14 protein-coding genes are annotated in these 13,742 nt (G+C 67.9%); all 14 read left to right on the forward strand.

Annotated elements, in window-relative coordinates:
* Window positions 1-28: 28 nt before the first annotated feature.
* Window positions 29-964, forward strand: coding sequence for a dihydrodipicolinate synthase family protein (locus tag OO68_RS09965; RefSeq protein ID WP_033307845.1), 936 nt, complete (start codon window positions 29-31; stop codon window positions 962-964).
* Window positions 961-1,347 carry an L-rhamnose mutarotase gene (locus tag OO68_RS09970; RefSeq protein WP_033307846.1) on the forward strand — a complete coding sequence of 129 codons (387 nt, stop codon included), beginning with the start codon at window positions 961-963 and terminating at the stop codon, window positions 1,345-1,347. Before OO68_RS09965 ends, OO68_RS09970 begins: the two co-directional genes overlap by 4 nt.
* Window positions 1,344-2,375: a hydroxymethylglutaryl-CoA lyase-like TIM-barrel protein gene (locus OO68_RS09975; RefSeq protein ID WP_033307847.1), complete on the forward strand. Its 1,032-nt coding sequence runs from the start codon at window positions 1,344-1,346 to the stop codon at window positions 2,373-2,375. The genes OO68_RS09970 and OO68_RS09975 overlap by 4 nt, the downstream gene beginning before the upstream one ends.
* Window positions 2,368-3,114 (forward strand): HAD family hydrolase, encoded by a 747-nt coding sequence (locus OO68_RS09980; protein ID WP_033307848.1) that lies wholly within the window; start codon window positions 2,368-2,370, stop codon window positions 3,112-3,114. The genes OO68_RS09975 and OO68_RS09980 overlap by 8 nt, the downstream gene beginning before the upstream one ends.
* The gene (locus tag OO68_RS09985; RefSeq protein ID WP_051814564.1) at window positions 3,111-3,818 is read left to right on the forward strand and encodes an SDR family oxidoreductase; all 708 of its coding nucleotides are present in this window, start codon (window positions 3,111-3,113) and stop codon (window positions 3,816-3,818) included. Before OO68_RS09980 ends, OO68_RS09985 begins: the two co-directional genes overlap by 4 nt.
* 29 nt (window positions 3,819-3,847) lie before the next feature.
* Window positions 3,848-4,582 carry an SDR family oxidoreductase gene (locus OO68_RS09990; protein ID WP_033307849.1) on the forward strand — a complete coding sequence of 245 codons (735 nt, stop codon included), beginning with the start codon at window positions 3,848-3,850 and terminating at the stop codon, window positions 4,580-4,582.
* Window positions 4,583-4,585: 3 nt separating this feature from the next.
* Window positions 4,586-5,521: a hypothetical protein gene (locus tag OO68_RS09995; RefSeq protein WP_033307850.1), complete on the forward strand. Its 936-nt coding sequence runs from the start codon at window positions 4,586-4,588 to the stop codon at window positions 5,519-5,521.
* Window positions 5,522-5,535: 14 nt separating this feature from the next.
* Entirely contained in the window at window positions 5,536-6,792 is a 1,257-nt protein-coding gene (locus tag OO68_RS10000) for an ATP-grasp domain-containing protein (protein WP_033307851.1), read from the forward strand.
* Between the two features lie 61 nt (window positions 6,793-6,853).
* Complete coding sequence (locus OO68_RS10005; RefSeq protein ID WP_063739305.1) at window positions 6,854-8,167, forward strand: ATP-grasp domain-containing protein; 1,314 nt, start codon at window positions 6,854-6,856, stop codon at window positions 8,165-8,167.
* Window positions 8,164-9,453, forward strand: coding sequence for an MFS transporter (locus OO68_RS10010; protein ID WP_051814565.1), 1,290 nt, complete (start codon window positions 8,164-8,166; stop codon window positions 9,451-9,453). The genes OO68_RS10005 and OO68_RS10010 overlap by 4 nt, the downstream gene beginning before the upstream one ends.
* Window positions 9,454-9,464: 11 nt before the next feature.
* Complete coding sequence (locus OO68_RS10015) at window positions 9,465-10,727, forward strand: ATP-grasp domain-containing protein (RefSeq protein WP_033307852.1); 1,263 nt, start codon at window positions 9,465-9,467, stop codon at window positions 10,725-10,727.
* 32 nt (window positions 10,728-10,759) lie between these two features.
* A complete protein-coding gene (gene ddaH / locus OO68_RS10020; RefSeq protein ID WP_033307853.1) occupies window positions 10,760-11,575 on the forward strand; it encodes a dimethylargininase in 816 nt (271 codons plus the stop codon).
* Window positions 11,576-12,627: 1,052 nt separating this feature from the next.
* Window positions 12,628-12,990: a hypothetical protein gene (locus OO68_RS10030; RefSeq protein ID WP_033307855.1), complete on the forward strand. Its 363-nt coding sequence runs from the start codon at window positions 12,628-12,630 to the stop codon at window positions 12,988-12,990.
* Window positions 12,987-13,646: a nucleotidyl transferase AbiEii/AbiGii toxin family protein gene (locus OO68_RS10035; protein ID WP_033307856.1), complete on the forward strand. Its 660-nt coding sequence runs from the start codon at window positions 12,987-12,989 to the stop codon at window positions 13,644-13,646. The genes OO68_RS10030 and OO68_RS10035 overlap by 4 nt, the downstream gene beginning before the upstream one ends.
* Window positions 13,647-13,742 lie beyond the last annotated feature (96 nt).

The raw sequence follows: 13,742 nt of genomic DNA on the forward strand, positions 1-13,742 counted from the left end.
CATCCCCACGCGATCACAGGAACATGCGATGACCCACCGAACCAGCGACACAGGCGACATCACCGGCGTCCTGCCCGTGATCCTCATGCCCTACACGGAACAAGGCACCATCGACGAAGAGGACTTCCTCGCACAGACGGAGCACATGTTCGACGTCGGGTGCGACGGGTTCGTTGTCGGACAGGTCTCCGAGGTGCTGCGCCTGACCCATGCCGAACGGCTGCGTGTCGCAGAGCTCTGTGCCAAGGCTGCCACCGGCCGCGGCGTCTCCGTGATGAGCACGGGCGCCGAGACGGCCGAGGCCGCGATCGGGTACTCGCGCCATGCACAGAGCGCTGGTGTCGACGCACTGCTCGTGATGCATCCCGCCACCGTCGGACTCGGCGACGAGGAGATGGTGGATTACTACCGGCGGATCATCACCTCCGTAGACATTCCCGTCATCGTTCACCACGCCAAGAGCCTGGCCAAGGTACCGCTGTCCGTCGCCGCTCAGGCCCGGCTGCTCGAGGAGTTCGGCGAGGACCGGGTGCTGTTCAAGCCCGAGGCCCAACCCACCCCGCCTCGGGTCAGCCAGCTGCGCGACGCCACCGGTGGACGGGCCCGGATCTTCGAGGGCGACGGCGGGATGATGCTGCTCGACTGTCATCGCAGGGGCCTGGTCGGCACGATCCCCGCCACCGAGATCGCCGAGATCGTCGTAGTGCTGTGGCGCTTGCTCGAGGAGGGCCGTCGAGCCGAGGCCGAACGCATCGGACACCCCCTCTCCTACCTCATGTGCCACATGATGAACAGCACCGACTACTACCTCTCCATAGCCAAACGCTTCTTGAAGGAGCGCGGGATCGTCAAGAACACGATCATCCGAGGCCCGAGCCGCCATGTGCTCGACGAGGAGACCTGGACAGAGGTCCGGCACACGTACGAGAACCTTCTCCACCTCACCAAGGAGCTCTCACGATGAAAAACCACGCCTTCACCATCCGGCTCAAGGACGAGGCGGCTGCCGAGAAGTACATCGCCCTGCACCGCGAGGTCTGGCCTGAGATCGTGGGGCCTGGGGGCGCCCTCGAGACCATCGGAGTGCGCAAGCTGCAGATCTTCTACATCGACCCGCTGACGCTGTTCATGTACGTCGAGGCCGAGGACCACTTCGAGCCTGTGCGGGACTTCCTGCGCGCCAACGACCTCCACCCCAAGGTCCAGGAATGGGACGACATGATGCACACCGACGGCGGTCTGCTCGTGCGCCACCCGGGCAACGACGGGAAGCTCAACTGGGCGCCCATGCGGCGCATCCACCACGTGGACTTCACCAATACGCTGCCCGACCTGGAGGAGGCGTGAGCACAGGCGACCGGAGCGCAGTCACCGTACTCGACTGCACCCTGCGGGACGGCGGCTACTACACCAACTGGGACTTCGACGGGGTTCTGGTGGAGGAGTACCTCGCCGCATGCGCCGCCGTCGGCATCGACGTCGTCGAACTCGGCTACGCCACGCTCACCGACAACGACCGGGGTCCCTACGGAAAGCTTCCCGCTGGATTGACGTCTCCTGTGCGAGCCGCACTGACCGCGAACCGCGCTGTGCGGGTCGCGGTCATGGTGGACGCCGGTCCGCTGCTCCATGGTCAGGAGGCCGCCGATGCGGGAGCGCGGCTCGCCGAGCGGCTGTCGGCCGCGCCGCTGCCCGTAGACCTGGTGCGCGTCGCCGTGCACTACGCCAGGGTGGCCGCGTGCACCCCCCTGGTGGATGCGCTGCGAGCGGCCGGTTTCGGCGTCTGTCTCAACCTGATGCAGATCGACCTCGCCGATGACCAAGGCGTCGACGAGACCATCGCGCATGTGGCCGCCATGGGCTCTCTGCAAGCGGTCTACGTCGCCGACTCGCTCGGCTCCATGCACGCGGCCCGGGTGAAGGACCTGGTCGACCGCTTCCGTACCGGCCAGGACAACCCCGTGGGTATCCACGCCCATGACAACCAGGGCTTCGCGTTGCACAACACGCTGGCCGCCGCGGAGGCCGGTGCCCTCTGGCTGGACTCCACCGTCCTCGGTATGGGCCGTGGAGCGGGCAACGCCCGGACGGAGCAACTGCTGGCCGCGCTCGGCCAGCCGGCCGACCGGTTGCGGCCGTTCCTGGAGACTGCCGCCCGCCACTTCCTGGCCTTGCTGGACAAGCATCGGTGGGGAGCCAGTCCGCTCTACGCCATCGCCGGCATGTACGGCGTGCACCCCAGCTACGTCCAGAACCTGGAAGCGGTGCCGGACCACAGCCCGGACACCAGGCTGCGGGCACTGTGGTCGCTCGCCGCTGAGGGGGCGAACGCCTTCTCGGCTGAGAAGCTGCGTCGCGTACTGGCCCATGACTGACGGTCTCCTCGACTGGCTCTCCGGTCATGACACGGTCGTCTTCGACCTCGACGGAGTGCTGGTGGACTCCAACGAGGTGAAGGTCGCCTGCATGCGGTCCGCGCTGGCGGACTTCGGTGACGCACTCGTGGAGGACTTCCTCCACGAGTTCCGCCGGACCTTCGGCCGGTCGAGGCGAGAACATTTCGCGGCGTTTCACCGTGACCGGCTCGGCGGCAGTGACGAGGGGCCCGGATTCGAGGAGTTTCTGGCCCGCTACTCCGGGCACTACGCCGAACTCATCGCAGAACGCTATCGGCAGGCTCCTCTGTGCGCGGGGGCCGCCGAGCTGGTCCGGGCTCTGCAGGGGCGGGGGACGCCCTTGCACGTGGCAACCGGCACGCTCACGGCGGAGGCCGAGAAGGTGCTCGCCACGGCCGGGCTGGCCTCCGCCTTCACCTCCGTACGGGGCGGGGAGAGGGCCAAGGCACAGCGCCTCGGCGAGATCCTCCGGGAGACGAAAGCCACCGCCGCGGCGCGGCGGACCGTACTCGTCGGAGACTCCCGGCAAGACCTGCTCGCCGCAGCGCAAGCCGGCACGGCATTCCTGTTCGTCGAGCGGTACGCCTTCTTCCCGTTCGCCCAGGTCCTCACCGGGCCGGAGGCACACGGCTCATATCGAGTGTGGGACCTGGCCCCCGATACAGCGGTGCTGTCCGGCCCATCCCACGACAGCCGACCGAAGGAGGCAACTCCATGAGCTCCCGATACCCCGTCGTCATATCCGGTGTGACCAAGGGAATGGGCCGGGCCATGGCCCTCCGCTTCGCCGAACTGGGCCATCCCGTCTCGGGATGCGGCCGCTCGGCCGATCGGGTTGCGCACGTACGCGACCTGCTCGGCCCCGGACACCTGGTCGAAACGGTGGATGTCACCGACGCCGGCTCCGTGCGGCGGTGGGCCCGGAGCACGGTCTCCGAGCTGGGCGCGCCGGGTTTGGTGATCGCCAATGCCGGCGCCGTTCACGCCCAGCGACCCGCGTGGGAGGTCGAACCGGCCCTGTTCACAGAGGTGATGAGGGTCAATGTCGATGGTGTCCACACCATGACTCACGCGTTCCTGCCGCTGCTGCTCACGTCCGGGGGGACGTTCGTCGCCGTCTCCTCCGGCTGGGGGCGCAATCCCCGCCACCACCTCGCCGCCTACACTGCCGCGAAATTCGCCGTCGAGGGGTACGTCGGCGCCGTCGCGCAGGAGGTTCCTCCTCACGTCAAGGTGTTCGCCATCGCCCCGGACAGCGCGGTGGACACCGACATGCTGGCCACCTGCCTCCCCGAGGAGCACCACACCTACCCCGGCCCTGAGGAGTGGGCCCGCACGGCGGTCGACCACCTTCTGCAGGACCTGCCCCACGAGCCATCGGGCGGCGGCCGTTCCTTCCCCGCCCCCGCCCGCCAGATCTGACCACCCTCTTACGCCCTTTGGACACCATTGTGAGCAACCGTTTCGCCGACCACCGCGTCGTTGTCACCGGCGCTTCCCGCGACTTCGGCCGCACCCTCGCCATTCGCTTCGCCCAAGAGGGTGCGGAGGTCTTCCTCTCCGCCCGTACGCTCGCCGGTGCGCAGAAGGTTCAGGACGAGATCCGTGCCCTGGGCCACGCATCGGTGCACGCCTTCGCCTGCGACCTCACCGATCCCGCCTCCATCAGGGACTTCGCCGCAAAGGTCACCGGTGTCACCGACCGGATCGACATCCTGATCAACAACGCGGCCCGCTGGCTGGAGGGGACCGACCTCCTCTCCGCCTCGGACGACGACGTCGTCGACACCATCGCCTCCGGTGCCATCGGCACGGTGCTCACCACCAAGAACTTCCTGCCGCTGCTCCTCGCCTCCGATCACCCCGACATCGTCACCATGGTGTCCACCTGCGGAGTTGTGGGCTTCGACCGCTCCAGCGCCCACGATGCCTTCTACGCCGCCAAGCACGCGCAAGCGGGATTCTCCGACATCCTCTCCAAGCGGTTGCGTGACAAGGGGGTACGGGTCATCTCCCTGTACCCGCCGGATTTCCGGAACACCGATCCACTCTCGGACGCCTGGGGCAGCGCACCTCGCACGTCCGACGACATGCTGACCTCCCAGTCGCTCTCCGAATGCGTGCTCTTCGCGGTGGGCCAGCCCCGCGACTGTTTCATCAAGTCGTTCCATTTCGAGCAGGTCTGACCAGTGCTCACGACCGCATCTCGCAGCAAGGCACTGCAGAACGCGACGGTCGCCGACGCCGACTCGGCTCTTGCGCTGGATCTCACCGTTGTGGAAAGCCCTGCCGCGCTCGACGACCACCTCAAAGCCGCCACCTCCACCGTCGTCGTACGCCCGGACATCTCTGCCGAGACCGGCTCCGCGCTGTACCACCGGCCAGGAGCACCACTCGGGGAAGAGGCGACAGCCCATCTGTGGAATCGCGCCGGTGACCGCGTCGTCGCGCATCCCTTTGTCCCAGGCACCCCACACTTCGCCAATGGCGTGGTGCACCATGGACGCCTCGTGCTCACCGACTGCTGGCGCTGCTTCACCCTGGAGGAGGGGCCGCGCACCCTGCTCACCAGCGTCATCAATCTCTCCCCGGCCAACCCACTCCTCACCCGGCTCACCACCGGCCTGGAGCCCCTCGTCAAGGCCGCCGGTATGGACGACGGGCCGGTCCACTTCGAGCTCGTGGTCGGCAAGGACACCTTGAAGGTCGTCAAGTGGGCTGCCCGCCCGGGAGGTTCACCGCTGCCAGAGCTGTGCTCCCTGCTCGGCGTACCCGGTCAGGCGGGGGCACTGACGACAGGCCGGCCCGTCGCGCTCGCGGACGCGGGGGACATCGGCTTCGTGTCCGACTACTCCTTCATCGTTCGCACGCACGGCCGGCTCGTCGAGATCACCGGACTGAGTGATCTGTTGGACCGCCCCTCGTACGTGGCACCGGAACGCATCCCGGAACCTGGAGTGCGGCTGACGCCCTCGGTGAACGAGGACCCGGTCATGACGCTGTGGTTGCGCCATGAGGACGAGGCGACCCTCCTCGCGGACATCGACCACTATCAACAACGCAACCGGGAGGGAGTCTTCGTGCTCAGCGACGGAACAGTCCCCTCCCGTGCCCCGGACCACTAGCAGAAGGAACAACCGTGTCACCGTCCGACCAGCCGACCGTCGCCATCGTCGACGCCTACTCATCGGCGAACCGCCTCGCCCCGCTCCTTCGGGAGCGCGGCTACCGGACCGTTCACATCCAGAGCACCGAGCGCATCCCCGCGGTCTCGGCACCCCAGTTCGTGCCGGATGACTTCGCGGTGAACATCGTCCACCGCGGCGACCTGGCTGTTACGGCCCGTGTCCTCGCCGACGAGCATCGACCTCTGGCAGTCCTGCCCGGCGGAGAGGTGGGGGTGGAACTCGCCGATGCCCTCGGCGAAGCCCTCGGCCTGCGGACCAATGGCACCGCGCTCAGCCGGGACCGCCGCGACAAGTTCCGCATGATCGAGACGGTCAAGGCCGCCGGACTGCGCGGCACCGAGCAGTTCGTAGCCACCGACGAGGACCAGGCCGTCGAGTGGTTCGACAAGACGGGCGGGCGGATCGTCGTCAAGCCGGTGCGCAGCTCCGGAAGTGACGGCGTGCGGTTCTGTGACACCGCCCAGGAGGTGAGATCGGCATTCCGCGGCGTCCTCGGCAAGGGCAACGCCGTGGCATCGCGGAACGAGGCGGTGCTCTTGCAGGAGTACCTCTTCGGAGCCGAGTACTACGTCAACACCGTCAGCCTGGACGGGCAGCACCATGTGTGTGACATCTGGCAGACCACGCACATCTCGGCCAACGGTGTGCGGGACCTCCTCGACAGTGCCCACCTGCTGTCCCGTCGCGGCCGCGTGCAGGACGCACTGGTTGCCTACACCTTCGCCGCGCTGGACGCCCTGGGGGTGGCGAACGGGCCTGCGCACACAGAGCTGAAGATGACGCCCGACGGCCCGGCTTTGATCGAAACCGGTGCCCGGTTGTGCGGCGGCGGCCTCCCGGTGCTGGTGCGCACCGCGCTCGGAGAGGGCCAACTCGAATGGACCGCCGACGCCTACCTCGCGCCTGACAGATTCCTCGCCCGGTGCGGCGAGGATTACCGGATAGAGCGGCATGTTGCCTCCGTCGGCCTGATCTCCCCGCGGTCCGGCACGCTCGTGGACTATCCGCGGCTGGCGGAAGTGCGGGCGCTGGAAAGCTTCCACCAGCTCAAAGTGGGCGTGGCGCCTGGCGATCCAATCCACCGGACCGTCGACGACTTCAAGATCCCGCTCCTCGTCGAGCTCGCTCACGAGGTGGAAGCGGTCGTTCACCGCGACCGTGGCACCATCCGTCAGCTCGACGGTGAGGGCTTCTACACCATCGCCTGATCGAGCACCACCTGAACCCCCGGGCCCTCGCGGCACAACCACGAAACACGGAATCCGGACGATGGACTCATTTCACGAACGGGCGAGCGGCGGCGTGCTCGTAGTCGTCGGCAGCGGCATACGGCTCTACCGCGAGTACTTGCTCGCCGGCGCCGCCCGAGAACACCCACTGTGGCTCTTCGACACCGACGAACCGACGTGGCAGTCGCCCTACCTGGCGGGCTTCACCCGCGTGGACACTTCTGATCCCGAGGCACTGGTCGCATCTGCCCGGGAACTGTCGGCGGTCCGCCGCATCGACGGCGTCTTCTGCTTCTCCGAGGCGCTCGTCGAGCCCGCCGCGGCCCTGGTGGAGGAGTTCGGGCTTCCGGGCATGGGCTCCGAGGCGGTGCGCAACTGCCGAGACAAGAGCCGCACCCGCACGCTGCTGGCCTCCTCCGACGTCGGCCAGCCGCGGTCAGTGGCGGTCTCCTCGTACGACGAGGCCGCGCGCGCGGCGGACGAGTTCGGCTTCCCCTTGGTCCTCAAGCCCCGTGGCCTGGCGGGGAGCCTCGGCGTGGTCCTGGTGTCCAAGCCTGCCGGGCTGGTCGACGCCTACCGGGAGGCCGCGGCCCCGAACTACCCAGGCGTACCGACCTTCGAGGCGTCCGTCCTTGTCGAGGAGTATGCCGACGGTCCCGAGATCAGCGTGGACGGATTGCTGGTAGACGGGGTCTACCGGCCTCTTGTCCTCGCCCGCAAGAGGGTCGCGATGGAGCCCTACTTCGAGGAGACAGGGCATCTCGTTGATCCCTGGGACCCGCTCCTGTCCTCCGGTGAGCTGCTCACGCTGCTCACCGACGCACACCTGGCGCTTGGTGCCACGGGCACCATCACCCACACCGAGGTGCGGCTGACTGCTTCCGGGCCCCGGCTGATCGAGGTCAACGCCCGGCTGGGCGGCGGGCTCATCCCCTTCCTCGGCAGCCTCGCGACGGGCATCGACCCAGGGCGCTGCGGCGCCCGCGCAGCGCTGGGCAGACCGGTGGAACTGCCCGTCGCCGAAAGCCGGCAGGTCGCAGGCATCCACTTCGCCTACCCGCCGGAAGACTGCACGGTGGAGTCGGTGCGGGTGCCGGACCGGGACGCACTGCCGGGACTGCACCAGGCGATATCCCTGGTCACGCCCGGTGACGTCCTCAGGCTCCCGCCCCGCGGCTACATTTCCCGCTACGCCTACGCCATATGCGTCGCTGACACCGTCGCGGCCTGTCAGGAGAGGCTGAAGCTCGCCGGCGCCGCCCTCCGTCTCGAACACCGTCCGGCACCCGCCCTCACGACGGATGCGGAGCCGGAACTGGCCTGGGCGCCGGTTTCCCCGGGAGCGGCGCGATGACCGAGTCCAAGGGCAAGTCCGACGAGAAGTGGGGTGCCGTCAAGACGTTGCGGCACAGCCCGCCAGCAGTGCGTTTTCTCCTCCTCGGCATCTTCGTCAACCAAGTCGGCGGCTTCGTCCAGCCGTTCCTCGTGCTCTACATGGTCTGGAGGGGCTTCTCCACAGACCAGGCCGGAGTGGCGCTGACCGCCTACGGGGCCGGGACCATCGCCGGTGTCATGTTCGGCGCCGAGCTTGTTCGGCGTCTGGGACCGCGCAGGACGATCGTCCTGTCGATGATCTGTGCGGCCCTGCTCACCGGCATCGTGCCGCTGCTGGGTTCCTTCCCCCTGCTTGTCGGCGCCGTCGCCCTCTCGGGTGCCATGACCCAGGCGTACCGCCCGGCTTCCATGACGCTGCTGACAGACCTCGTCCCCGAGGCCCGCCAGGTGATGGTCTTCTCGATGAACCGCATCGCGCTCAACCTGGGGGCGACGGTGGGGCGACTGTGCGCGGCCTGGTTGATCATGCTCTCCTGGAATCTGCTCTTCTGGGTGAGCGCGCTGACCTCCCTGGTGTACGCACTGATCGCGCTCGGCGCGGTGCCGAAGGACACCCCGGGGCGTGCCTCGGCGGCTGAGCCGGAAACCTCCCCGACCGCACGCGTCGGCTATCTGGGCATCGCCCGCGACGTCCGCTTCGTGCTGTTTCTCGGGGCGATGTTCCTCAGTGCCGCCATTTTCATCCAGTCGTTCGTGGTCCTGCCGCTCTCCATGACGCAGGCCGGCTACTCCGCCACGTCCTACACCTGGCTGATCAGCCTGTCGGCGGGCGCCATCATCGCCCTGGAGCTGCTGGTCACCCGGTTCACCCAGCACTGGCCCGCCTGGCTTGCGGTCTGCGGCGGACTCCTGCTGCTCGGTGTCGGGCGTGCAATGTACGCCATTCCCGAACCGGTGCCACTCCTCGTCGCGGCGACGCTCGTGGGGGTGCTGGGTTCGATGGTGGGCGGACCCACCATGTGGACCTACCCCGCCAAGCTGGCTCGGCCGGAGACCAAGAGCCGCTATCTCGGGCTCACGCAGGCCGCCTTCGGTATGGGAACCGCCCTCGGCCCGGCGCTGGGAACTCTCGGCTGGAACGCGCTCGGCGACGGGGTGTGGCTGGTCTGGGGCGCTTTCGGACTGCTGTCGGTGGCGGCTGCGGCATTCGCGATGCGCCCGCGGGACGACCGTACGCCACCCGAGCCGGCGCCTCCCGAGCCACCTCCGCAGCAGCATGCCGCCCCCGCGCCACCGCCCCGCTAGGAGATTCCACAGTGAGCTTCGACGACCGCCCCGTGATCATCGTGGGATACACGGCGGGCTGGAGAAACGTAGCCGAGACACATCATCCGCAGGCCACGACCGTTTTCGTCGACACACCGGCCGCCGTGCGTGAGAAGAACCTGAGGGCCGCGCTGTCCGCCGCCGACGCGCCCTGCGAACTGGTGGTGATGGAGTACGAGGAGGAGGACGCCGCCTCCCGGTTCCACCGGGAGTACAGGAACCGGCCACCGGCAGCCGTCATTCCCGGAATCGAGTACGCCGTGCCCTTCGCCGCTCGACTTGCCCACCTGTTCGATCTGCCTGGGGCCGGGCCACAGGCCGCGGACCGGCTGCGTGACAAGTGGCTGCTGCGCCGGGCAACGGCGGGTAGCGACGTGCGCAACCCCGTCTCCCGTGAAGTGTCGAAACCAGGGGACGTACGTGCCCTGATGGCCGAGGTCGGCGGTCCTGTGGTCCTCAAACCGGCCAACCGACAGGGGGCCATCGGCACGAGGATCGTCCGCAGGCCCGACGACGTGGACGACGCCTGGGCCGAGTGCGTCGTCAACGAGTACGCGGCCATGACCGCACAGAGTGTCACACCCGTCCGCATGCTCGCTGAAAGTCACCTCCACGGACCGGAGTTCAGCGTGGAGGCACTCGTGCGTGACGGACATACGCTCTTTCGCAACGTGACCGCCAAGTCGCTCTTTCCGGGGGACCGTCCGGTGGAGCTGGGCCACACCGTACCTGCGAACATCACCGCCGCGATGCAAGCACGTCTGTGCGCGGCGACTGAACTGGTGCTCAAACAGGTGTGCTTCCAGACCGGCTTCGTGCACTGCGAGTGGATCGTGGTGGAGGGAGAGCCACACCTGGTCGAGTGCGCCGGCCGCATGCCCGGCGGGAACATCGTCAAACTGATCGAGCTGGCCTGGAAGGTCGACATCACCCGCGAGTACCTGGCGGTGATGCGCGGAGCAGCGCCGTCCGCAGCTTTGCCGGAACACCCGGCGGATGGTGCCGCGAGCTGGTTCCTCTCCGCGCAGCCGGGTGAGGTCGTTCAGGTCGACGGCCTGCCGAAGGCCGTGGACAGTCCAGGAGTCGTCTCAGTCGATCTCATGGTCGATGTCGGATCCCGCGTCCGGGCACCGCGCTCCGGCCGGGACCGGGTCGGCTGCGTCGTCGCCGCCGACCGCACAGGGGCCGGCGCACGGGAGCGGGCGCGGGATGCCGCGGCACTGATCGACATCCGTGTGCGCCCGGTCCTCTGACGCATTCACACCGATGGAAGGAATACAAGGACATGCCCACTCTCCGTGCCGCCACCCCTCGCAGGCTGCTGATGTGCCCACCCCGCCACTTCGACGTCAGGTACTCCATCAACCCGTGGATGGAGCCGGAGAAGCCGACCGACACCGCTCTCGCCCTCCTGCAGTGGGAACAACTGCGCGGCCTGTTCCAGGAACTGGGACACACCGTGGAGGTCATCGATCCGCTCCCGGGCGTGCCCGACATGGTGTTCGCCGCCAACGGGGCCACCGTTGTGGACGGCAAGGTCCTCGGTGCGCGCTTCCGCCATGTGCAGCGGACCGCCGAAGGCCCCGCCTACCTCCAGTGGTTCATCCAGCAGGGCTACCGCGAAGTGCTGTGGCCGGAGTACGTCAACGAAGGTGAGGGGGACTACCTCACGGTCGGCCGGCGCATCCTCGCGGGCACAGGCTTCCGCACGGACCCGCGTTCCCACGCCGAGGCCCAGGAGTTCTTCGGTCTCCCGGTAACCGGCCTGACACTGGTGAATCCGCGTCACTACCACCTCGACACCGCGTTGGCGGTACTTTCCGATACGGAGATCATGTACTACCCTGCCGCATTCAGCCCCGGCAGCCAGGCGGTGCTACGGGAGATGTTCCCCGACGCCATCCTCGCCTCGCACGAAGACGCTGCTCTCTTCGGCCTCAATGCTTTCTCGGACGGGCTCAACGTCCTGCTTCCCCAAGCCGCGCAGGGGCTGCAGAAGCAGTTGCTGGCCCGCGGGTTCAACCCGATCGGTGTCGACCTCACAGAGCTCCTCAAGGCGGGCGGCAGCGTGAAGTGCTGCACGCTGGAGCTGCGTGCCTGACACCTGGCTGATACTCCATCCTGCTATCGCGATCTCAGCCTGGCTCGCTTGTCCTGCTGACCGTCGCCAGGCGTCTCTACGGGGGAGTGACGTGTCGGACCGTGATCCGGGTGGGCCACGGCCACGCTATGGCCCGCGGCCGTCACACGGTCTCAGAAGTCCATGCAGCCGAAATCGGGGCACCGGGATCTCCAGCAGCGCTGTGTCGACGACGGTCGAGCGCCTTCGCTCCTGACTACCGTCCAGACCGTCTGCGTGACGGTCATCACGGACGTCCTCCGGGGGGTGCTGCGTAGGCTTGGGCCGTCGCCACGGTGGGGTCCGCGCGAGCGGGCGAAGCCCTCCCGGCCGGCCGGCGGAGCGTCTGAGAAGTCGGCAAGCGGGTCAGCATGAGTCCTGAAAAACCTGGGGACAGATGCCCGGACATGCGACTCGTTGTAGGGTATGGAGAGCCCTTGACCTGCAAAAACGCAGGCAGGGAGCCTACTTTTGGGAGTATCCCGATGCTGCGTACCATGTTCAAGTCCAAGATCTAGCGTTTGGGTGTTTCTGCAGGTCAGAGGTGTGATGGCACCGCTCGGGTCAGCATCGGGCGCGGGAGCGTCTTGCTGACCAGGTGGCTGCCATGACGGGTGACCTCGACAGGCCTCTGGCTCCCTCTTGGGACGTTCGCTGCGTACTCGACAGGTCGACCGCGGCATGGGCCCTGACCTCGCACTCCCCGGTGTCCTTCTCGTCCACTGCGCCGGCGCCATGGGCCTCGGCTTCGGCACCCTCGTCACTTCCCATACCGCGACCGAAGCCGCAGCCGACTCCACCGCTTCGGCCTTCCACGTGACCTGCTGTGTGATGATCACCCGCGCCCGCGAGTGGGCTGGTTCTCGGGTCGGCCCGTTGCCGCGCCACTAGGGGCTGCAGGGTTCAGGCCAAATGCGCTAAGCGGCCATGGGGTGGGATGACCGAGGGAAGGGCGGGCGGGGCCCGACCCCTACGTACGACAGGGAAGCCCCGTATCCGCCATGCCGCCGCCTCCAAGCAGCGATACTGGATGCATGGACACGACGACCACCGCCCCCCGCGCCGAGGTGCTGCGGGACCGCTACCGCAGCCGACTGCCCGAGCGCTTGCAGGAACTGGCCGGGCCCGTCGAGGGCACCGTGGACCTGCCGCTCCACATCGTCTGGTCCGGGCGGACGAGCTACAGCCTGGACCGTCCGAAATCCCGCATGACGCTCTACCGCACTGTCCTCGCGGAAGGACTGAGTGAGGACCTGCTGGCCTTCCTGCACCACCGGCTGCTCACCGAGCAGTGGCCCGTGCTGCGGCGCTTGATCAGCCCCTACATCCGCGAGGTCTGGGAGGACGCCTTCCCCGAGCTGCTCCGCACCGCTCCGGCCGACACGACCGCCGCGTGAAGCTCACTCCACTCCACGAGCGTCTCCTCGCCGACATCCTCGACCTCGGCTCCCCCTACCCTCTGGTCCTCACCGGCGGATACGCCGTGCAGGCCCACGGCCTGGTCGAACGCTTCAGCCGTGACCTCGACGTCGCCACCGAGAACCCAGCTCCGATGCAGGAGATCGTCGCCTCACTCACAACAGGCCTCAGCGCGCGCGGATGGCGGACCACGCACGTCCAGACCGATCCGCTCAGCGGCCGGTTCCTCGTCACCGATCCGGACACCGGCGAGGAGTGCGAGGTCGACGTCCTCAAGGAGGCGTTCTGGGCTCCCCCTGCCCAGACACCCTACGGCCCCGTTCTTTCCCTCGACGACGTGATCGGCACCAAGGTCCGTGCTCTCGCCGACCGCGGCACCGTCCGCGACCTCATCGACGTCCAGGCTGCCTCCCGCCACCGCTCCACCGCCGACCTCGAATCCCTGGGCCGCCGTCGCGCCCACGACGAGTTCAGTCTCGAAGACCTCAGGGACCGGCTGATCGGCGCGGACTGGTACGAGGATGAGGACTACATCGCGTACGGGCTCACCTCCCGGCAGATCGAAGAACTCAAGGCGTGGGCGCTGGAGTGGGCGGAGGATCTGGGTGCGCGGATCCATGACGAGAACGCCTGAAAGGCGGTCATCGCGTCCGTCTCCTCTACCGCCGTTGCAACGAGAGGATGCGCTGTAGCCAGCAGGTTCCAACCTGGAGCCGTTCACGGTGGGTGG

The organism is Streptomyces iakyrus, assembly GCF_000717055.1.
GTDB classification, from domain to species: domain Bacteria; phylum Actinomycetota; class Actinomycetes; order Streptomycetales; family Streptomycetaceae; genus Streptomyces; species Streptomyces iakyrus.

Bases quoted from the DNA above. Each gene is read 5' to 3' on its own strand.
- OO68_RS09980 (WP_033307848.1), top strand. From the start codon at position 2,368: ATGACTGACGGTCTCCTCGACTGGCTCTCCGGTCATGACACGGTCGTC.
- ddaH (WP_033307853.1), top strand. From the start codon at position 10,760: ATGCCCACTCTCCGTGCCGCCACCCCTCGCAGGCTGCTGATGTGCCCA.
- OO68_RS10005 (WP_063739305.1), top strand. From the start codon at position 6,854: ATGGACTCATTTCACGAACGGGCGAGCGGCGGCGTGCTCGTAGTCGTC.
- OO68_RS10010 (WP_051814565.1), top strand. From the start codon at position 8,164: ATGACCGAGTCCAAGGGCAAGTCCGACGAGAAGTGGGGTGCCGTCAAG.
- OO68_RS09985 (WP_051814564.1), top strand. From the start codon at position 3,111: ATGAGCTCCCGATACCCCGTCGTCATATCCGGTGTGACCAAGGGAATG.
- OO68_RS10030 (WP_033307855.1), top strand. From the start codon at position 12,628: ATGGACACGACGACCACCGCCCCCCGCGCCGAGGTGCTGCGGGACCGC.
- OO68_RS09970 (WP_033307846.1), top strand. From the start codon at position 961: ATGAAAAACCACGCCTTCACCATCCGGCTCAAGGACGAGGCGGCTGCC.
- OO68_RS09965 (WP_033307845.1), top strand. From the start codon at position 29: ATGACCCACCGAACCAGCGACACAGGCGACATCACCGGCGTCCTGCCC.